The organism is Mesorhizobium loti CJ3sym, assembly GCF_000472785.1.
GTDB classification, from domain to species: domain Bacteria; phylum Pseudomonadota; class Alphaproteobacteria; order Rhizobiales; family Rhizobiaceae; genus Mesorhizobium; species Mesorhizobium loti_E.
Genome location: NZ_AXAL01000006.1, coordinates 150,598 through 171,025, shown reverse-complemented (window position 1 = coordinate 171,025; position 20,428 = coordinate 150,598). Strand labels below are relative to the sequence as shown.

The 20,428-nt window shown below is 63.6% G+C and carries 17 protein-coding genes; 6 read left to right on the top strand and 11 right to left on the bottom strand.

Going from position 1 to position 20,428, the window contains the following annotated elements; genetic code table 11:
• Positions 1-71 precede the first annotated feature (71 nt).
• On the bottom strand, positions 72-1,010 hold the full coding sequence (locus A3A9_RS0109520; RefSeq protein WP_027058578.1) for a diacylglycerol/lipid kinase family protein: 939 nt from the start codon (positions 1,008-1,010) through the stop codon (positions 72-74).
• A gap of 854 nt (positions 1,011-1,864) precedes the next feature.
• On the opposite strand from A3A9_RS0109520, the gene A3A9_RS0109510 reads away from it, so the two are divergent.
• The 3 genes from A3A9_RS0109510 (at position 1,865) to A3A9_RS0109500 (ending at position 4,100) form a co-directional block, all read left to right on the top strand.
• Positions 1,865-2,299, top strand: a complete 435-nt coding sequence (locus A3A9_RS0109510) for a hypothetical protein (RefSeq protein ID WP_027058577.1) — start codon at positions 1,865-1,867, stop codon at positions 2,297-2,299.
• A gap of 6 nt (positions 2,300-2,305) precedes the next feature.
• Complete coding sequence (locus A3A9_RS0109505; protein ID WP_027058576.1) at positions 2,306-3,436, top strand: hypothetical protein; 1,131 nt, start codon at positions 2,306-2,308, stop codon at positions 3,434-3,436.
• Between the two features lie 142 nt (positions 3,437-3,578).
• Entirely contained in the window at positions 3,579-4,100 is a 522-nt protein-coding gene (locus tag A3A9_RS0109500; protein WP_027058575.1) for a hypothetical protein, read from the top strand.
• A gap of 65 nt (positions 4,101-4,165) precedes the next feature.
• Here the strand turns inward: A3A9_RS0109500 and A3A9_RS0109495 are convergent, their stop codons facing one another.
• From A3A9_RS0109495 to A3A9_RS0109475, 5 genes are all read right to left on the bottom strand, one after another.
• Positions 4,166-4,792 carry a hypothetical protein gene (locus tag A3A9_RS0109495; protein ID WP_027058574.1) on the bottom strand — a complete coding sequence of 209 codons (627 nt, stop codon included), beginning with the start codon at positions 4,790-4,792 and terminating at the stop codon, positions 4,166-4,168.
• 18 nt (positions 4,793-4,810) lie between these two features.
• Positions 4,811-6,433, bottom strand: coding sequence for an FAD-binding oxidoreductase (locus A3A9_RS0109490; RefSeq protein ID WP_027058573.1), 1,623 nt, complete (start codon positions 6,431-6,433; stop codon positions 4,811-4,813).
• Positions 6,434-6,568: 135 nt separating this feature from the next.
• Entirely contained in the window at positions 6,569-6,811 is a 243-nt protein-coding gene (locus tag A3A9_RS0109485; protein ID WP_027058572.1) for a DUF1344 domain-containing protein, read from the bottom strand.
• Between the two features lie 360 nt (positions 6,812-7,171).
• Complete coding sequence (locus A3A9_RS0109480) at positions 7,172-8,119, bottom strand: DUF3137 domain-containing protein (RefSeq protein WP_051370861.1); 948 nt, start codon at positions 8,117-8,119, stop codon at positions 7,172-7,174.
• Between the two features lie 207 nt (positions 8,120-8,326).
• The gene (locus tag A3A9_RS0109475; RefSeq protein ID WP_027058570.1) at positions 8,327-9,385 is read right to left on the bottom strand and encodes a CapA family protein; all 1,059 of its coding nucleotides are present in this window, start codon (positions 9,383-9,385) and stop codon (positions 8,327-8,329) included.
• 107 nt (positions 9,386-9,492) lie between these two features.
• Between A3A9_RS0109475 and A3A9_RS0109470 the strand changes: the two genes are divergently transcribed.
• On the top strand, positions 9,493-10,779 hold the full coding sequence (locus A3A9_RS0109470) for a hypothetical protein (RefSeq protein ID WP_027058569.1): 1,287 nt from the start codon (positions 9,493-9,495) through the stop codon (positions 10,777-10,779).
• A 304-nt stretch (positions 10,780-11,083) separates the two neighbouring features.
• On the opposite strand, the gene A3A9_RS0109465 is transcribed toward A3A9_RS0109470, so the two are convergent.
• Positions 11,084-12,283 carry a clavaminate synthase family protein gene (locus tag A3A9_RS0109465; RefSeq protein ID WP_027058568.1) on the bottom strand — a complete coding sequence of 400 codons (1,200 nt, stop codon included), beginning with the start codon at positions 12,281-12,283 and terminating at the stop codon, positions 11,084-11,086.
• A gap of 101 nt (positions 12,284-12,384) precedes the next feature.
• Between A3A9_RS0109465 and A3A9_RS38525 the strand changes: the two genes are divergently transcribed.
• Entirely contained in the window at positions 12,385-13,308 is a 924-nt protein-coding gene (locus A3A9_RS38525; protein WP_051370836.1) for a LysR substrate-binding domain-containing protein, read from the top strand.
• 154 nt (positions 13,309-13,462) lie between these two features.
• Here A3A9_RS38525 and A3A9_RS45690 read toward each other — a convergent pair whose 3' ends face one another.
• The 4 genes from A3A9_RS45690 to A3A9_RS0109440 are packed head-to-tail and all read right to left on the bottom strand — an operon-like array spanning position 13,463 to position 18,182.
• On the bottom strand, positions 13,463-13,606 hold the full coding sequence (locus tag A3A9_RS45690) for a hypothetical protein (RefSeq protein ID WP_245279002.1): 144 nt from the start codon (positions 13,604-13,606) through the stop codon (positions 13,463-13,465).
• 12 nt (positions 13,607-13,618) lie between these two features.
• A complete protein-coding gene (locus A3A9_RS0109450; RefSeq protein ID WP_027058567.1) occupies positions 13,619-14,554 on the bottom strand; it encodes a hypothetical protein in 936 nt (311 codons plus the stop codon).
• Complete coding sequence (locus A3A9_RS0109445) at positions 14,554-17,256, bottom strand: hypothetical protein (protein ID WP_027058566.1); 2,703 nt, start codon at positions 17,254-17,256, stop codon at positions 14,554-14,556. Before A3A9_RS0109445 ends, A3A9_RS0109450 begins: the two co-directional genes overlap by 1 nt.
• 56 nt (positions 17,257-17,312) lie before the next feature.
• Complete coding sequence (locus A3A9_RS0109440; RefSeq protein WP_027058565.1) at positions 17,313-18,182, bottom strand: protein-L-isoaspartate O-methyltransferase family protein; 870 nt, start codon at positions 18,180-18,182, stop codon at positions 17,313-17,315.
• 514 nt (positions 18,183-18,696) lie between these two features.
• Between A3A9_RS0109440 and A3A9_RS0109435 the strand changes: the two genes are divergently transcribed.
• Positions 18,697-20,328 (top strand): DUF2778 domain-containing protein, encoded by a 1,632-nt coding sequence (locus A3A9_RS0109435; RefSeq protein WP_027058564.1) that lies wholly within the window; start codon positions 18,697-18,699, stop codon positions 20,326-20,328.
• Positions 20,329-20,428 lie beyond the last annotated feature (100 nt).

The following is a 20,428-nucleotide window of genomic DNA, read 5'->3' as shown; positions in this document are numbered from 1 at the left end:
ATTTCAACTGCTTGTATTGATAGCCGGATTCAGTTTCGGAAAGACCTGAATCAATCCCGCAGCCGCTTCATTCAATATCTCAGCGTCAGCGCGCCGGGAAGGATCTCGAAGGTCGCCGGTATGCGCCCGGGCGACTCGCCGTCTATGTCGACCAGTGCGCCGTTCTTCTCGACATCGCCGAGCGGTTCGACAACCACTTTCTTGCCGCGCAATATGGTGATCGCCGGATGGTTGCGGTGGCGGCCGCCATAGAGCAGGCGGATGTCCCAGATCAGTTTCAGCTTGCCCGCCGCGCGCAGGATGACGATGTCGAACTGCCCGTCATTGAGTTCGGCATCCGGCGCGATCATCATGCCGCCGCCGAAGAATTTGCCGTTGGCCACCGCCACCAGTGCCACGCGCGCCTCGACCGGAGCGCCGTCATCGACGGTGATCCGCACGTCCTGGAAGCGGTAGCGGATGAACTCGACCACGGTGCGCCACAGGAACAGCGCCTTGGCCGACATCTTGCCCTTGCGCTTGTCGGCATTGACCGCGCGGTCCGTCGCACCTGAGAGGCCGAGGCTGGCAATGTTGATGAAGTGACGGCTGGCCAGCGCGCCATGGTCGTCGATGTAGCAGATGCGCCCGGCATCGACCTTGCGGGGCTTGGCGCGGGCAATCTGCTGCAGGGTTGCGTCCACCTCCTTCGGCAGGCCGAGGCCACGCGCGAAATCGATACCCGTGCCGCATGGCAGCAGGCCAAGCTCGGTCGTCTTACCGCTCTCTTCGGATGCCTGCAGCAGGCCGTCGGCCACCTCGCTCGCCGTGCCGTCACCGCCGGCGGCGATCACCAGGTCGAAGCCGCTGACGGCGAGGTCGATGGCCAGCCGTTCGGCATCGCCCTCGGCTTGCGTCTCGCGCAGCTCGAAATCGCCAAAATGCTTTTTCAGCGAGGCGGCAACCTCGGGCCAATGCCGTTTCAGCCGGCCGCCACCGGCAATCGGATTGAGTACCACCCCGACTTTCAAATACCCGTCCTCCCGCGCCGGACATTCAGGCCCGATCCTTTGCGGGCATTCAACCTCGCGCTCACCGGCGGAGCAAGGGGCGCTGTCGGTTCGAGTGTTGAAAAGCGGGCGAGCTGTCTAAAGCAGCCGGCACTCGAATTCCCAGGCTTGCGGCGAACGATCCCCGATAATCCCGCTATCCACAGGCTCACGGCCATTCCCCAAGACGCTTACCCGGCGTAAGTTTAAGCCATCTCAGGCGGCTACCAATCATCAAGCCGAAAGGCGAAGTGAAAGGCGGATTTCCTGAGGCCCGTACGGCCCGAAGCGAGAGCAGGCTTGCCTGTTCGAGGGACGGTAGCCGAGACCTACGGGGCCGCGGAAAGCGTGCCAACGCCGACGGCGGACCGATGCTGCCATGAAGGACGGCAAAAACCTTCGATGGCACGCAGGGCAAAGCCCGCAAGGGCCAAGACCAGCGTGGTCTGGAACGGACGCTGCCTTTGGGTGGTGGCTGGCAGGACCGTCAAAATCAAGGCCGGCATGGCGCGACGACTTTACGGAAGTTGCTGCCGCGACCGTGTCCTGATCTGACAGGGAGGCGCTGGGAGAAATCCCGGCGCCGACTGTCGTTTCATCCCTGTCATGTCCTTGCCGGCGATCTTGATCGCGCCGCTTCACCAAGCGCCAAAAACGTTTACTATCACTTGGCCAGAGCCCGTTTGAAAACGCGCTCTGCCGAGTCGGATGGCGTGGCTTTCGAGAACCGAAGCGCAGCGGACCTTTGGGTCCGTGAGCATCGGAAGCGCAGAAAACCGCGTCAGGCGGCCGGGAGAGTAGCGTTTGCAAATGGGCTCTTTGAAGGGGGATACTTCATGACGCTCATCCAGAAGCTTGCCGTGGCCTATGCCTTCCTGTTCTTCGGCGTTGTCGCCATCGGCTATATACCGGCCTTCAACGACGCCAATGGCAATCTGTTCGGCTTGTTCTCGCTGCAATGGTACGACGACCTGCTGCACGCCTTCTCCGGCGTCTGGGCGCTGGCCGCCGCCTTCATCTCGCATCGCCAGGCGGTGTTCTATTTCAAGCTGTTCGGCTCGGTCTATCTGTTCGACGGCGTGCTTGGGCTGATCACCGGCTCCGGCTGTCTCGATGCCGGCATCTTCATCAACGGCTTCCGCTCCCTCAACGACATCGAATTCCCGGCCCGCTTCTTCGCCAACCTGCCGCACATCGTCATTGGCGGCTTCGCCGTCTATGTCGGCTTCTGGCTTTCGAAGCGCATCTACGACCGCTTCGCCACGGCCTGACCGGCCATGTTCCTGTTCCGCTGGTTGAAGCGCCTCATCAAGACGATCGTCTGGCTGATCGTCATCATCATCCTCATCCCGATCGCCGGGCTGAGCTACGGCTTCCTGACCACGCCGTCGCTCGACAAGACGCCGCTGCTCGGCATCGCCGACGGCGCGCCACCCAAGGCGCTGGCCGACAAGGTGCGCGCCGAGATCCCCGGCTATCAGCGGCCGGAGGAGTCGACCTTCCTCACCTATCCCGAATGGGCGATCGTCTACGCCGCACGCGAATATGCCGGCTTCGTCGCCAAGGACCAGCCGAGCGGCTTTCCCTACTGGTCCTATGTCGGCCGCTTCTGGCAGGATTACGCGACGGTGATCCGCGCCAGCTCTCCCTACAAGTTCAACTATGCCAACCACCAGATGCTGGTCATCATCGGCACCAGCCACTCGATCGAGCACATCCTGCAATGGGCCTATGAGAACACGATCGGCCGCATCACCGAGGCAACCGCGACCAAGCGCACCGCCGCCGACATCTACCAGGCCAAGGTGGCGGCAGACTATGCAGGCTTTCTCGACCAGGTGCCATGGTACCAGTTCCCCTATGCCGAAAAGCGCGCCGGCCTGTTTGCCGTGCAGCAGGCGCCGGGAGACAGCTCCATCCGCACCAGAGAGCGCAAGCTCGCCTTCGGTCTCGCCGACACCATCAAGCAGGGCTATGCCGACCTGATCAAGAACGCGCTCGCCGCTACCTCCGACCCGGCCCTCCTCGATATCCATGTCTGGGCCAAGGGCCCGGTCGGCGAGGCCACCCGCAATGAGCCGGACACCTTGCTGGAACGCGATTATGGCACTGAGGGCACCATCTTCGTCACCAAGCGCTATCAGGTGTTCACCGACATGATCCCGCGCCTGATCGACAAGGGCGTCTCCTTCGTCGAGATCGGCGGCAATGACGAGATCATGGTCACCATGCTGTCGACCGACTCGATCGCCATACCCGAAGGCATGCGCATCCTGTTCAGCTATCCCTTGCCGGCCGACCCCTCGACGCGCCGCACCGGCATGGTCGTGGCCGTGCGCAAGCTGCATCTGGTGCTGCCATCGCTGATGAAGGCAGGCGCAAAGCTCGAACACGTCTACGACTATTGAGGCCTTTCAGCCACGCCCGCCAAAGATCGGCCATCTCAAGCGCTCCGCCACGGTCATTTCACAATCGCGGCCAAATCCCGCCTTGTTCGCGCGCGATGGAAATGGCTGAGTTTGCCGGGGGGCATCTCGAAGGGACAAGACCGTGATCAAGACCGCCCTTGTCGCCATGACCATTGTCGGCTGCGACTGCGACGCCAAGCTGTGCGAATATATCGGTGAGACGCCAGCCAAGTGGTCGACGATCGCCGAATGCGAAGCCGCGATGAAAAGCCAGATCCTGCACCAGCGCAATTTTGACTATCCGCTGGTGTCCGGCATCTGCCGCACCAAGGGCTCGTCGTCATCCTCGCACCTGGCCGCGATCGCATCCGGCCCGGAGCTGAAGCCGGCCAGCAGGGTCGTCAGGACAGAAAGCCCGCTGCCGCCGGAACTGAGCCATCGGCCGAGCATCCCGGTCGGCTCGCCGACAACGGCGGTCGAAGCGGACGCTGCCCGGCCCGTCGCCTATGAGCAGGTCGTCGATGGCGGAACCGGCGTGCTCTATCGCACCAAGAACGGCTATGCCGTGGTCAAGACCGATCTCGGCCGCGCCGCTTCCGCGACTGCCGACGCGGCAAAGCGTTCGGTAAACTGGCTGGCCGGCCTGGTGCCGAGCAAGCTGTAGAGCAATTCCAGGAAAAGTGTGAAGCGGTTTTCCGTCCGGAATTGCGTCAAAACAAATGGCTCCCCCTACATCTTCAGCTTCAGGCTCTCCCAGAACTTGTCGATCAGCGGCTGTTCGGTGGCTTCGCCCTCGCCGGCAGCAACACGCGTGATGAACAGCAGGCCCTGATCGGCAAGGCCGTAGCCGACGATCTCGAAATGCGCGGCATCGGTGCGCGTCTTCACGTCAGCGCTGATGCCGGTCAATTCCTTGCCATCGGCGAGCTTGCGCGTCGTCGGCTGCTGCGTCAGTTCCGCACCGGCCTGCACCGATTCCTTGGTCATCTCCTGCAGCATCAGCTGGTTGAGCGACACCGGGTTCATCTTGCCATATTCCTGCACGACGACGATCGTACCCAGCGCCGATGCCATCAGATATTGCGTGATGTTTTCGCCAAGATCGGTCTTGGTCACTGAAATGCCGCTCGGATGGACGAAGGAGAAGCTGCCGCCGGAAAAGGTGGCGAAGTCGTTGCGCTCGAGCGTCACCTTGCTCTGCTTGCCGCCGGGCAGCGTCACATCAGCGCTCTCGCCGGGATCGATTTCGACGGAAACGCCGTCGATGGTCAGCCTGAAGGCCTTGAGATCCTCGGCTCCGGCCGGCCCAGCGCACAGCGCAAGAAGGATAAGTGCCGTCGCTGATGCCATCCGCATTGACTATTCTCCTGACGTCTACGCCACCTCGCTCAGCGCCTTGATGGCACGGTAGAAGGTCGAGGAAAACAGTTCCGTCGGGTCATAGTGCCGTTTTGCCGCCAGGAAGGCCGGCAGTTCGGGATAGGAGGCCAGCAGCTCCTTGCCCGTGTAATGCAGCTGGTAGGGCAGGAAGAAGCGCCCGCCATGCTTGATCGTGACGTCGATCAGCGCCCTTGTCAGCGCCCGCATCCTCGCATCGCCGTCGGCATCGGTCGGCTGGTTGATGTAGAGCACCAGCGAATAGGCCGGCTCCGGCGCGTAGGTGAGCGCCACATCCTCCTTGTGGACGATGCGCACCGAGGCGTTGAGCACCGGCAGCGTCTGGTTGCGCAGGATCTCGCGAGCTTGCGTGATGAAGGGATTATACGCTGCGCGCGGAATAAAATATTCGTGCAGGATGTCGGTCTCGTCAGTCAGGTCGTTGAACAGATACGGCACAGAATCGTGCATCGGATTGTTGCGGGTGACGAGGCACGCCTCGCCTTGCGCCATGGCTGCGGTGCGCGGCACCGTGCAGCTTTCGAATTTCGGCTCCAGCGTCTTTTCGGTGAACCATTTCAGCTCCTGGAAAAAGCTGCCCCATTTCGCCAGATTGATGATCACCCGCTTCAGCCCGACGCCCTCCGGTTCGCCGATTTCTGGCTGATCGGCCGGCGGCTGGTCGGCCACCTTGTCGTAGCGGTAGACGATCATGTCCTCGAGGAAATTGCCCGGCGCTGTCGACAGATGGCCGTAGAACAGGCCGATATCCTTGTTCGGCTCCAGCACCTCGGCAAAGAATTTCGGGAAATCGTCGGATTTGATGATTTCGCGCGAGGTGCGGTAGACGGCGTTGTCGACGATATCGAGCGTCGCTTCCAGCACCACGCCGAACAGGCCGTAGCCGCCGACGACATGGCGAAACAGGTCGGTGTTTTCGGCTGGCGAGCAGATCGTCACCGAGCCATCGGCCAGCATCACCCGCATCGAGCGGATCGAGCCCGCCACCGAGCCCGCCTGATGGTCCATGCCATGCGCGTTGACCGACAGCGAGCCGCCGACCGAAAAAATGTCGGTCGACTGCATCGCCTTCACGGCGAAGCGCGGATGCAGCACGTTCTGGATGTCGTGCCAGCGCGCGCCCGGCTGCAGCGTCATGGTCCTGGTCGCCGCGTCGACGCTGACCCTGTTGAATTTCCTGAGATCGAGCACCAGCGCATTGTCGTCGAAGGCATGCCCACCCATCGAATGGCGGATGGCGGCCAGCGACACTTTCAAGCCGTTGGCGCGGGCAAAAACCAGCGCCCTGGCGATGTGGTCCTCCTCGCTGACCTCGACGACACCGTAGACAGGCGTCCGCGACAGGCCGCTGGCATCGTTGATGTCGCCGCCCTTGGCCAGCCAGGGCAGCGAGGGGTCAAAGGCCGGCGGGCTGGCGAGGGGCTTCAGCGGCAGGGCGATGCCGTCTATGTCGGCGATGCGCCCGGCGTTCTTTGGCCCCGACGGGCCGCGCGCCAGCCGCGCTACTGTGGTACCGCCCCACAGCACCGCGCCGCCGACCACCGCCGCGCCGAGCACCAGCCGCCGCGACAGGCGAAAGCCTTTTTGGTCCTCGGCCATGGATATCCCCCGTTGGCCAAGGGATAGCGTGGCGCATTGGCAAAAACCAGAGGGGCGCTGTCGGAACGGCGTTCCGGCACCTTCTCCCCGAATATAGTGACGGGGAGAAGGGAGGCGCTTGAACGCTGGCGGCCTCTACGAAGCCTTCTTGATCGACGTCACCATGCCGGTCTTGTCATCGACGGTCACCGCCACCTTGGCGCCGACCTTCAGTTTGCCGACATTCGCTTCCGGCGACAGCTGGTAGATCTTGCCGTCGTCGAGCGTAATCGACTTGGTCGTCGGATCGACCGCCTGGATGGTGCCCTGAACGGAAGCGGCATAGGCCGTGCCGAGGAAGGCGAGCAGAGCGACGGTGGTTACGAGGGTTCTTTTCATCGGATGCACTCCGTGCTGTTTCGGTTTTCCGGGCCGTCGCCTTGGGCAACAACAGCACCGGACGAGCCGACACTGGGCGGGAAAGCCCGCTGGCCGCAAATCACGTTGAGTGAATTTTTGCAAAGGAAATCATAGGCTTAATTCTGACACATTGCTTGCGACCGCTATGACATCCAGGCGTTTCAGCTTCCGTGATGTGCGCACTTCATTCCATGAAATGAGTCGCTTAACTGGATTGCGGCGGGCGACACCAACCACCACGCCGCTGCCGCAATCCGCATCAGCCGGCATCACGAAACAGCCTGCTGATTTTCCAGCGGAACAAGTTTTGTTTCATGGATCGGCGCGGGAGAGCATCGACTATCCGTCCTTGGCCCCGATCTTGCGCACCAGCGCGGCCGTCGCCAGCATCGCCCCCATGTCCGAGATCATCGGTGCAATATGCCTGGTGTAGTCGAGCGGCACCGAAATATCCGGCAGCTCGAAGAAATTCCTGGCCTGCGGCAACAGCAGGAAACCGTCGCCGCCATTGAGCGCGACGCGGGCGGGATCGTCCGGCCATGTTTCGCCGAGCCATTTCAAGGCCTGCGCCAGGCGGCCCGTCACCAGCGGCCGCGCCGCCTCGACATTGTCGGTGCGGAATTCATAGGCTGCATCAAGTTCGGGCACGCCGGATGACAGTTCCTGCATTTTGCTGGCGAACATCCCGCGGAAGAAACCCATGACCGCATTGGTACGCCGCGTCGCCACCAATATTCCCGGGAACGGCTCGACAGCCTCGAAAGCGACGATGACGCCCTTGAAGGTTGTCGCCTTGGTTTTGGTCGACGCCCCATCCCAAAGGTCAGCTTCGTAGAGTTCGAACGCAAACCCGTCATAGCGTCCCGATATGATATCGTCGAAGCGGCTCATGCTGGCGCCACCGACCGTCTCGCGCGGCAACCGGTCGAAGGAATGCGGCGTCACATCGTGCTGGTAGCGCATGTCCCCGATGAAGCTGAAGATGATCGGCATCAGCGTGTCGCGAAACGATTGCTGCAGCCGCGTCGCCGGCCGGATCGCCCGGAAATAAAGCAGGATCGCCGTCACGAAACCGATGATGTAGAGGAACACATGTGGCGTCGAGAACCATTGCTCGTGGGGATCGGCGACCTTGTTGAACAGCCAGGCGATCAGCGCCACGACCACCAGCACCAGCCCGACGAACAGCGGCACCCGCCAGCGCACCTGCCGCAATGTCGAAGCCCTCGCCGCCTCATAGGCCTCGATGGCTTTCCGGATGCCGGCGATGATCGTCTCGCTTGGCATGAAATCCGCTGTTTCCACCGCTACCCCCCTGCTGCCTCGACCGGCTCATGATAGCTGCATCTATGGGAAAGTCGCCAGCCAGAGCAACAAGTGCGACCTACCCTTCTCCCCTTGTGGGAGAAGGTGTCGCCGAAGGCGACGGATGACGGGTGCTCCAGGGAACACCAACGCCTCACTCCGCTGGAACACCCCTCAACCGTCTCGGCGCTATCGCGCCGATCCACCTTCTCCCACAAGGGGAGAAGGGAAAAACGCGCCTAGCCGCCCCACCACCTTCTCGTGCATTCGGCCCTCCAACCCCTCCACCGGCGCCAACCGTTCATGATCCCCGTCCCGCAGCCGCACGAACGCATACAGCCGGTAAGACGCAACAACCCCACGCGTCTCGGCATCAGCACTCACATCAGCAACGAAAATCCCGCCAATGCGCCCGGGCCATGGCTGGCGGGCAAGCGCCGTGCCGAGGAAATCGCCGAGCCCATAGGCAACGACCGTCCCGCCGATCCGCTCCACCGGCTGCACGACATGGGCATGATGGCCGGCGATCAGCCCGACACCCTGCCCGGCCAGCCGCCTCGCCAGCGCCCGCGTCCCGGCGCGCGGAAAGTGCCGGAATTCCCAGTCCCAATGCGGCACCGCGCAGAGAAGATCGAGACCGCGCGGCCAGCGCTCTGCATCGCTATCCGTCGACACACGGCCCGCGAACAGATCCGCATCGGCATTGCGCCAAAGCGTGAAGGCGGCCAAGCCGACACGCAGCGGCCCGACCTTGGCCGGCTGCACCGGACCACCCGCAACCAGGCCAATGGTACGGATGCCGAGCCGCTTCAGTGCCGCCACCGTCTCGTCGAAACCGGCAACGCCCTGGTCGAGGACATGATTGTTGGCCAGCGACAGCACCAATCTTTCATGCACGATACCGACCGCCGCCAGCGCCTCGACCAGAAACCGCTCGCTCATCGCATGATGCGTGCCGAGCTTCGTACCGAGCACGGCACTTGGCCTGTCCACCACAGGGCTTTCGCAATTGCCGATCACCAGATCGGCGCTGCCAAGCAGCGCCTTGATCGCCGGGTCGCAGTCCGGCGCACGGCGATTGGCCACCGCCGAGATGTCGCCGACGAAGGCCAGCCGCACCGTCCGCTTTGGCGGCGGATCCATCAACGTCTCTGCCATCGGGGCGAAACCGCTGCTATCGCCGCCGAGCGACGGCTTCAGGAAACGTGGCAGCCAGGACAGTTTGTAGGAAAGCGGATAGTTCGACACGCAATGCCCAATCGTTTGCCTTGTTTAGACTGTCCGCTGGGCGGGTTGAAGCGCATAGACCGACATTCGTATATGGTCGCCAACGACAAATGCATGGGAGGAAGATGATGACCCGAATAGCAAGCCTGCTGGCATCCGCCTTCATTGTGCTTCTGCCCCTATCTCCCGCCAGTGCCTCTTCCGCCAGCGCCTCTTCCGCCAGCGCCGCCACGCCCGAAGGGGCAACCGCTCTCTTCGAGGCCAAGACCGTGGCCGCGCGCAACAGCGCTCTCTCGACGCTGGAGGCAGCCGCGCCAAAAGACCCGGCATCGGCCTATGCCGCTGGCGCCGGTGAATTTTTCACCGCACTGGAGTTGCTGGCCAGCGGCCTGCACCGGCATGGTTTCGAGAGCCCGCAATCCTTCATGTTGCCGCTGATGCAGTTGCCGGTGCCGCCCAATCCCAACCCCGAGCCGCTGACTTACGAAGAGTTCCGCGCCATCCTGGTCGCCTTCCGCGACCGGCTGGAAAAATCCGCCACCACGCTGGGCTCGGTGCCGGCCGATGCCGATATCGGTATGGTCATCGACCTCACCCATGTCGGCATCGACCTCAACGAGGACGGCATCATCGCGCCGGATGAAAGCATGGCGGCGATCATGGCCGCACTGTCGCGCGGCGGCCTCTCGCAGGGCGACGCCTCACCCGCGCTGACCTTCCGCTTCGACCGCGCCGACGGCTACTGGCTGCAGGGCTACGCCGAGTTCCTGATGGCGCAGGCCGATTTCTGGCTGGCGCATGATTTCAGGAGCACCTTCGACGGCTCCTTCCACATGCTGTTTCCCCGCGCCAAACTGCCGTTGCAGGACATTCTCGTGCCGCCGCCGAGCGAGATGGGCTCGAACATCTTCTCCTCGGAATGGCGCATCGCCGATTTCATCTCGATGGTGCATCTGATCAACTGGCCGGTGGTCGAGCCGGAGCGCCGTAAGGCGGCGCGCCTGGAATTGCTCGACATGATCCGGCTGTCGCGCGAGGACTGGAAGGCGATCCGCGCCGAGACCGACAATGACCGCGAATGGCTGCCCGGCCCGCAACAGAAGGGCGAGAACCCGCTCACCGGCCTCGAAGTCGGCGAGGAACAGGTGCAGGCCTGGCTCGCCACCTTGACCATGGCCGAGGATCTCCTCGAAGGCCGCGTGCTGCTCCCGCACTTCCGCATCACCGGCAAAGGCATCAACATGAAGCGCTTCTTCGACGAGCCGAAGCCGTTTGACCTGGTGCTGTCGATCACCGGCCCGGGGATCGCACCCTATCTCGAAACGGGCAAGATCCTGACCAGCGACGATTTCGACCAGATCCAGCGCGAGTTCGGCGGCGGCGGGTTTTTGACGTTTGCGCTGTGGTTTAACTGACGGCTTAACGGAACTTGGGTTCCTCGCCCCCGCAAAGTGGCTGCGCCACGCACACATCTTCTGTGACTGGCGTGACTGAGCGGCCCGAGGCTTGATTGCCACGTGGTTCCCCCAATCCGTCGCTGCTTCGCAGCGCCACCTTTCCCCCCTCCGGAGGGAAAGGAAGGGAGCCTCATTGGAAAAGCGTTGACGGCAAAAAGCTCGGCGCCTTTCCTCTACCCCGTCGATCGGGGGAGAGGTGGCTCGGCGAAGCCGAGACGGAGTGGGGTCGACCAGCGCAGAGGAACTCCAGTCCTGTGTGCCCTCAGAAAATCGCCCCCTGATACAACACCGCCTCCGCCTCTTCCGGCACGAACCGGCGCGCCAGTGACCGAAAGGCGCTGTGCACGCCGTCGCGGTCAATGTTGCAGCTTCTGAGATGCCGCACGGCAAGCGTCGGGTCGAAGGCGCTGCGGCCGTGCAGGACGCGCTGATTGTCGAAGACCAGCACTTCGCCGGGCTGCAACTGATGCCGGAACTGGTTTTGCGGATCGCGGATCAGCCGTGTCAGTTCAGCCAGCGCCTCGATCAGGCCGTCGATCCGATCCAGGGGAGCCCATTGCGGCGCCAGGCAACGGTCATTGTAGCGGATGCCGGTAACCGCACCCGCGGCATCGAGGCTGATGACATGCGCCTCGGCGCTGAAGAACACCTCGCCCGAATGCTCGCGGTGGAAGGTGACGCCGTGCCGCGTCAAAAGCTCGAACAGATCGGGCGTGCGCCTCCGCATCAGCTCGGCGACATGAAAGCCGTCGACCATCAGCGAGGTGCCGCCGGTGCCCGCGCCCGTGCGGATAGCGTGGAAGAAGATGAAGCCCGGCGGCGCATAACGGAACGGCTCGTCCGTGTGCGGTATCTGCGCCCGCGCCGTCTCGCCCGCCACCCGCGCATCCGGCCGCGAGATGAGATCGAAGACCTTGCCGTAGCTGGTCTCGCGGATCGGCCCGTAGCGGCCGGCAACCCGCGCCGTTGCTTCCGTCTCGGCTGGGATGCCGGTCAACATGGCGATGCCATGGTCCCTCAACGCCCGCAGTGATTGGAAAAGCGCTTCGTCATCCGCGACCACCGCATCGAAAGCAAAACGGCCAAGCCTCGCGGAGAGGTCGCTGTGCCACAATTGCGGCTGGAACCGGTCTGGGCCGGAACCGCCGGCATGGCTCGCCAGGAAGGCCGCGTCGTAGCGCGACACATGCCCATCCTGCCAAATGACAGTGACCTGCCCGGGCACGGAGACATCGAAGCTCTCGGCGTGGACTTCCTTGCCGACATCGGCCGGCGTCAGCCACCTCTTGCCCGAGGCGGTGTCGCCGCATTCCTGGCACTCGCAGGCGAGCCGTAGCCAGCGCGTCGAGAGTTTTGCCGAGCGACCGTCCGCCAACTCGACGGCAATTCGTGCGCCTTCTCCCTGCATGGCACGGATCGGTGCGACGGCATGTCTTTGCTGGTGCCTTGGCGTGTCGAGCATCTGATGTCCCCCGGCGGTTGAATTTCTTCGACCAACCTAGGCAGAGAAGAATCCCAACTCAAACGAGTTCCCTTCCCAGAGTTTTGAGATAAATTCAAAACATGGTGCTAAGGGATTTGCCGCTTTCCGGCTTGCGAGCGCTGGTGGCTGCCGCCAGGGCCGGCAGCCTGACGCACGCCGCCGAGGAACTCGGCGTGACGCCCGGCGCCATCGGCCACCAGATCCGGCAGCTGGAGGAACGGCTCGGCGTCAAGCTGGTGCGGCGCGAAGGCAACGGCATTGTCTTGACCCGGGCCGCCGAGGCGGCCTTGCCCGACATCGACCGCGGCTTCGACGCGCTTGCCTCCGGCATGCGGCGGCTGCGCTTCGAACGGCGGGCGGAGACTTTTACCATCTCGGCCGATCCGTCCTTCGCTTCGCTCTGGCTGGCACCGCGCCTTGCGATGGTACGACCAGCGCTCGGACGGCTTGAGGTCCGTATTGTCGCATCCGTCGCGCTCGAGGCGATGGCGGAGGAAGGCGTCGATCTTGCGATCAGCTACCGCAAAGGTGCGGCATCGCACATCGCCGCGCTCGACCTCTTCACCGAGCGGGTGATTCCAGCTTGCGCGCCGGCGCTGGTCAAGGGTCACACCGAGCCGGACGGAGCCGAAGTGATGGACAGGATGCCGCTGCTGCACATCGACCCGACGATGGGCGACGATGTCTACCCCGCCTGGCGGGACTGGTTCATCGCGGCAGCGCGGCAGAGGAAGGACATCGACCAGGGTCCGCGCTTCGGATTGACCATCGTCGCGGCGCAAGCGGCGATCGCCGGAATGGGCGCGTTGCTGGCCAGCGAACTCGTGTTGCGCCGCCATCTTGACGCAGGCCATCTCGTCGAGATCGGAGGCGAGGTACCGGCACTGACCATCAAGCGCCGCATCGTCTGGCCCGAGGACGGCCTGAAGGCGCGCCGCGCCGCGGCGGTGGCAGCCGCACTCGTGGCGGCCGCGGGTACCGGCATCGATAGCGCCTTGCCGTGATGAGGCGCGCCTCGATGGGTTAGAAAAGCAGCCGTTGGACGCGCAGCAGCCCGGCCACGACGGCGGCTATCAGCGCGTTCGATATCACGCCGATCGCGGCGGTCGTCCAGGCGATGCCACCGGATCGGCCTGATATCACGAACGGAAATCCGGCTTATATGACGACAATCGCCGCGAGCAATCCAAGCCAGCCCATGCCCGGCCGCTTGACCCGCATGGACAGGAAATAGGCGATCCCGACCAGCACGATCCTGAGCGGGTCCAATAGCTGGGAGATGACGATGGTGGTCAAAAGCATGGCCGGGGAACCTTAGCGCGGGAACCCGTGCAGCCGGGCGAGCAGCCACTGCAATGGATTGCCGACGAAGGCCCGTGTGACGAACGTATCGTGGCCTGCATCCGAGGCAAGGAAGGCAACCGTCCCGGCTTCGAGGCGGCGTGGCGGATCGGCGCTCGCGTTGATCCCTTCGCCCGCCAGCAACTGCCTGATCTCGGCATTGCCGGAAGCCGAGGATTTGCTGTAGGCGCTGACGAAGAAACTCTTGCGGTGGTGCGCGATCCAGCTGGCAAAAATGTCGGCCTCGTCGAACGCCGCGTCGAGCAGGATGACGCCGAGCAGGCGGCTGGCGATATCACCGTTCCTGAGCACGAAGGCGGCCGGGTTGTAGCCGCCGCTATAGGCGACCAGCACCACCGGCATGGCGTCGAATTTTGCCGCCTTGGCGTCGGTCAGCTTGGCCAGGCCTTGCGCCGCCTCGGCCATGAACTTCGCAAAATAGCCTGGCGTCCAGAAATTGCCAGCGCTGGAATCCTGCGCATTGCTGGCGAATTGCGGCGCCGCCAGCACGGCGTTGAGGCCCGACGCCTCGACCTGCGCGACGACGCGCTGGCGGCCGACCACATCGCGCTGCAAGGTCGCGCCATTGCCGTGGAAGAACACGACGATGACCGCCGGCCTGGCCGGATCGAAACTCTTCGGCACCGCCAGCAAAGTGCCGCGGTCGGAATAGGTCTCGTCTTCCCAATAGATGCCGCCGCGCGGCGAGGTGTGGCCGCGCCTTCCACCAGCCGCCGTGACGTCGAGGAACGGCGCGGAGCCGTCGGGCAGCTTGCCCCGGTAGGGAAAGGGCGACGCCTTGAACGGCACGATGGTCGATACGGCCTTGTGCAAGCGCGCCCCCTCACTCGCCACCGGATATGCCACCGTGGCCAGCAATCCGGCGACGAAGGCGCGCCGGTCCGGCATCAGGCTGGCACCAGGCGTATGGAAGGGGCCTTCGACGGCAACAGCACGGCAAAGAACGCCGGGATGGCGATGAGATAGGCGATTGCCGACCATTGCAGCACGGCGCTCAGCCCAAAGCTGGTGGCGACGATCGGCACCGCGGCCGAGCCGATCACGGAGAAGCAGCCATTGATGCCCCAGGCCCAGACGAACAGATGCTCCTTGCCGAGCCGCGCCAGCCAGGTCATGGCGGTGGCCATCGGCATGCCCATCAGGAAGGCCGGCGGCGACACCAGCAGGAAGCAGAGCAGCAGCCTGATGGCATAGGGATAGGCGCCGATCCAGTCGAGCACCGGCGACAGGTAGAAGCCATAGGCGAGCAGAAGCACGCAGACCGCCAGCAGCACCACCGGCAGCAGCGTTCTCGCGCGGTCGAAGATACGCTCGGCAAACAGGCTGCCGAGGCCGGAGAACACCAGCATCGAGGAGATCAGCACCGAGGCCGACACCGTCGGGTTGGCGAGCGCCACGGTGAAGCGGCTGATCAGCCCGACCTCAACCATGATGTAGCCGAGGCCGAGACAAGCGAAGTAAAGAATAGTGCCGAGCTTGCCGCGCGAGCGCGAGAACACGATGCGCCAGCCGAAGAGCACCGGCAGCAGCACCAGCGACGCCGCCGTGATGCAGGCAATGCCGAGCGTTGCCCAGATCAACAGATAACCCCAATCGTCCTGGAACAGGTCGAGCCGGTCGAGCGTGCGCGGCAGGTCGGCGACCTTCACATAGGCAGCGAAATAGGGCTGGTCGTTGCTCAGCGCACGCGTGTCGAAGACATAATCGCTGGCGAGTTTTTGCCAACCGCCGGTCAAAAGTGCGTGCCATGTCATGCGCTGCATTTCCGTCGCCGGAAGCACCTGCGGGCCAGCATCGCCACCAGCGCCCGCACACGCGTCCAGCGTCGGATCTGCTGGTGCTGTGGGGTCGCAGGCGCCGTTCGGCGCGGTCGGGTCAGCCGGCGCGGTCGTATCGGCGGCGGGCTGGGTCAACGTCGCATCTTGTCCGCTGCCAAAGATCGAGGCGCGGTAATCATCGAGCACCTTTTGCGCGCCCGCGCCATCATAGGCCATGCCGGGATAATAGACTTCCTCCCACGACATCGACTTGGTGTATTCGCGCAAGGTCTTGATTTCGGCCTCGGTGAAGCCGCCGCGCTTGAACAGCACCGTCGTGGTCGAGAGGTAACTCGACACGGCGAAGATGTCGTTGGCAGCACCTTTCGGATCAAAAGTTTTCGCTGCCTCGGCGATGGTCGAATAGAGCTTCAGCACCGATTTCGGCGGCTCTTCCTTGTTCCACAAGGTGATCGACAGCACGCCGCCATCGGCCAGCGCGTGCATGTAGCTCAGCATCGCCTCATGCGTGTAGGCATACTTCTCCGAGATGGCGAAGCCACCCGGATTGGACAGGCCGACACTGTCTGCAAGGCTCAGATCGATGACGTCGTAGCGCTCCGCCGTGTTGGCGAGGAACAGGCGCCCGTCATAGTCGATCACTTTGAGCCGCGGCTCGGCCAGGATATCGCCGGTGACATCCCTGAGGATCGGATCGCGGAACGCCCGCAATGTCATCGGATTGCTCTCGGCGACGGTCACCGAGGTCGAGCCGGCATTGAGCGCGGCCTGGGTGGAAATGCCGCCGCCGAACTGCACGACGAAGGTCTTGGGCTTGTCCTTGATGACATAGGGGTAGTGCATCGGCAAAAAGCGGAAATAGACCTGCTCGGCCGGCGCCAGATTGCGCATGATGCCTTCCGGCCCATCGCCGTCGCGATACATGCCGACATAGGTGTTGGCCGGAACCTCGGGCATGCCGAAGGCGGCATTGTCGCTCAGGCCCGGCGCGAAATGCATGTAGGAGCTGGCATAGACCTGCAAATCGCCGAACGGCGAGACGCTGCGGTAGATGCGCTTGCCATCCGGGAAATTGCGGGCATAGGCGACGCCCTTGTACTGCGACACGGCGATGTCGGAGATGCCGAGCCAGCCTGGCAGCATGAGATAGCCAGCAATCGACAGCGCTGCCACGACAACGCCGGCGACAACGCTCTTCCAGGCGCCGAAGGCGATAAACCACAGGATCGAGCCGGCGGCCCAGAGCAGCAGCGGCACGACGATGATGGTTTCCGGTGCAAACAAATAGAGCGACCCCAGCACGACGAGGCCGGCCAGCCCCGACCCGGTGAGGTCGGCGAAATAGACGCGGCCGAAGGCGGTGCGGCTTTTCAGGAAGACGATGCCGAGGAAGAACGCGCCAGCCAGGAACGGCAGGAGATAGAGCAGGAAATTGGCAAGCAGCCGCCATTTCTGCGCGGGATCGGACACCAGGAAGATGGCGTTGAACGGCACCGTCTGGGCAATCAGATTGGTGCCGACGGCGAGCGGGCCGATCAGCAGCAGGGCTCCTGTGGCCGCGCCTTGCCAGTGGCGGTCGAACCAGTCCTTGCCGGCGAAGATGACGACGCTCGACAGCGAGAAGCCGAGCATGGCGAGGCTGACCACCAGCGAACCGAAATGCGACCAGCTGCCAACCGCGAACACCCGCATGACAGCTATCTGCAGCGCGATGATGGCGCCGGCGATCAGCCCGACCGCGAGATAATGCGCGAGCCGAGGCGCCTCCAGCGAGGCGATGCTTGGTCGAGAGGTCGATACGACAGCCGTCATTCAGGCCCCTTGATGCGGCGGCTTAGCTCGGCAGGCCTGGACCGGCGGGGCAATGCTCAGCCGTTATGCGTGCCGACGATCTGGTCGCCTTCCAGCTTGGTGAACGGCACGAACGGCACCACCTTGCCATTGTAGATATCCGAGCGGACGATGTTGAACGTGCTGTCGGCAAGCTGCTGCTTGATCACCTTGAGCACATGCTGGGCGCCAGGCGGGCCGACCGGGATGACCATCACGCCATTTGGCTTCAACTGCTGCAGCAGCGACGGCGGAATGTGGTCGATGCCGCAAGTGACGATGATCTTGTCGAACGGGCCGACGCTTTCCCAGCCATAATAGCCGTCGGCGTTGCGGCTGGTGACCGAGCCGAACACGCTGTAGCCGCGATCGATCAGCGCGTCGTAGGTGCGGCGGGTGCGCTGCGCCAGCGGATTGATGATCTCGATCGTGTGCACCTTGTCGGTGAGGTTGGCGAGATACGCCGACTGATAGCCGGAGCCTGTGCCGACCTCGAGCACGGCCTCGCCGAACTGCACGTCGATGGCCGTCGTCATGCGCCCGACCAGATGCGGACCCGAGATGGTCACGCCATAGCCGATGTCGAGGAAGGCGTGATCATAGGCGCGCCCCAGATTCTGCTGCAGCACGAATTCTTCTCGCGGCGTGGCAAGGAAGGCGCGCTTGTTGCGGTCGTCCAGCACATCCTTGTTGTAGACCATGATCTGGAAGCGATCGAATCGCTCGGCCAAAAACTTCGGATCCTCGCCGCGATTGGCCACCATCCAGTCGATGAACGACTTTTTATCCTTGAATGGGATTTCGGCGTTGCGATCATAAGGCACCGGCAGGGCAGCCCTGACAGTAGCCGGAAGAATGGAGAACGCCGCCGCACCCGCCGACAGCGTCAAGAAATCCCGACGCTTCATGGAAAAAGCCTCCGAAAGTGGCCTTTGCCACCCCAAAACCAAGCACTTGATCCGATGCACCGCCTCCTAAAACGAGTCAATGGCCGTCAGGGAGCGGCCGTCCGGGCGGAGAATTTGTGGCAAGCGGGCAACAGTTTTGCCCCTGCAAGTCACTTTTTTCGCGCCTGGGAATGGCATGACCGATTGCCGCATGGTTCGCCGGACCGGTTCTTTCGCAAATTAGCAGGGGCTGTTTTGCTTGACTTGGCCGCCAAAAGCAGGCAGCAAAACTGCCTCGGAAGGGCAACAACACCACTTTCCTACGCGTGGATAGAACCTCATTTGGCGAAATCCACATCTCGTCGTTGGTTTTGAGAGGGATTGATTAACCAACTTTGTCCATATTTTGAAGCAATCGGCAACCAACGACAGGCGCGGCAAACGCGTCGGGGACCACCTGGGATCACTCGCAGAATGGTCGTCGCGGCTCACAAGGCCACGTACGGGGAAAACCGATTGGAGCAAGATTGGTTGCATGGCGTTGTCGCGTAAACACAATATAATCTGGGAACAGCGTGAAGGCGGCGAGCAACTCGACGCATTGCGTTCCCCTTCCTTCAACCCGCAACGGATCGTCCGCTGGGTCGCGGTGCCCGGTGTCAGCGCTGCCGTCGGCTTGTGGCTGATCGGCACCATGGCCGGCCTCAGCTCCGTCGGCGCCGCGCTGTCGGCGTCGGGCGGCCTGCCGCAGACATTGTCCATGCCGGGTTCCCTGGCGATGGCCGATCCGCTGAAGCAGCATTTCCTGAGATCCTCGGCGCCGTTCGTGCTGGCCAACGCCCATGGCGGCGCGCAGGCCCTGCACGACCATGCCGTGCAGTGCGGCGCCAGCTGCTTCAAGCTGGCCGGCGTCAGCCCGCAGATGGAGAAATCCGCGCGCCTCGTGGCCGATGCAAAGCCGGAACAGCCTATCTTGAAGTCGAAAGCGCAGGAGCGTTTCGAACGCATGGAGGCGTCGCTGTCGCCGACCAAGCTCGCCGCCGCTTTTGCCGACGCCGGCAAGCCTGTTGTCTTTGCCACCGCCGGCATGCCTGTCGCGACGGCCAACGCCCGTCCGGTGATTTCCAGCACCGCGCCGCAGATCGCGGAGGCGTCGCTGGTGCCGTCCGCCCAGGTCATGGCCAGCCTGTCTGATGACATGCCGGCTCCCGCGGCGGAACGCTTCGCCCGTGCCGATACCGTCGTCCAGACCGCACCGGCACCGACGGGCTTTGCCCAATCGGAGACGCCCGATAACGCACAGCTGGCGCTGGCCCTTATCCGGTCGCTGCCCGTCGAGGATGAGGCCTTCGCTTCACCGCTGCCGATGACCGACTCCTCGGCGGATGTCGCGGTTTCGCCTGTGGAGACCCAGCAGGAACAGCCTGGCGACGCGGCCGCGCTGCCGGATGCGCTGACCGACGAAGTGCCGCTGCCGACCCGCCGTCCGCAGTTCGACGCGCCGCAGCCCAAGGCCGTAGAGCAGGACAAGCCGGAGCCGCAGCCCAAGATTACTCAGCCCAAGCTCGCCCAGCAGAAACCGGCGCCGCAGGCAAAGCCGGTTCAGCAGTCCAGGCAACCGGCCCGCCAAGGCCGCGATGGCGGCGATGTCCTGGCCTATGCCAAGCCGGACACGCCCTCGGGCGGCCTCGGTCAGGCGTTCAGGAACCTGTTCAACGGGCCGAACCCCGGAAGCGGAGCCGGTCACGGCGTCGCCGTCTATGACATCAGCGCCAAGATCGTCTACATGCCGGACGGCCAGCGGCTCGAGGCGCATTCGGGTCTCGGCGCCATGGTCGACCAGCCGCGCTATGTCCATGTCAAGGATCGTGGCCCGACGCCACCCAACACCTACAATCTGTCGCTGCGTGAATCCCGCTTCCATGGTGTCGAGGCCCTGCGCCTCACCCCGGTCGGTGGCGGTAACAAGTACAACCGCAATGGCCTGCTCGCCCACACATACATGCTGCGCGGCGGCCGCGCCGAATCCAATGGCTGCGTCGTCTTCCGGGACTATCCCCGCTTCCTCGCCGCTTTCAAGAAAGGCAAGGTCACGCGCCTCGTCGTGGTGCCGCGCCTGAACGGTTCGCCGACCCAGGTGGCGACCGACAACGCACGCGGCGCCTGAGCGCGACGGCAGTACCACTGCGGGCCTGACTCCTCCTGACAGCCTTCTGTCAGGAGCCATATCCGGGCAGGCACCTCGCTCCATCCCGCTCTTTCCATTT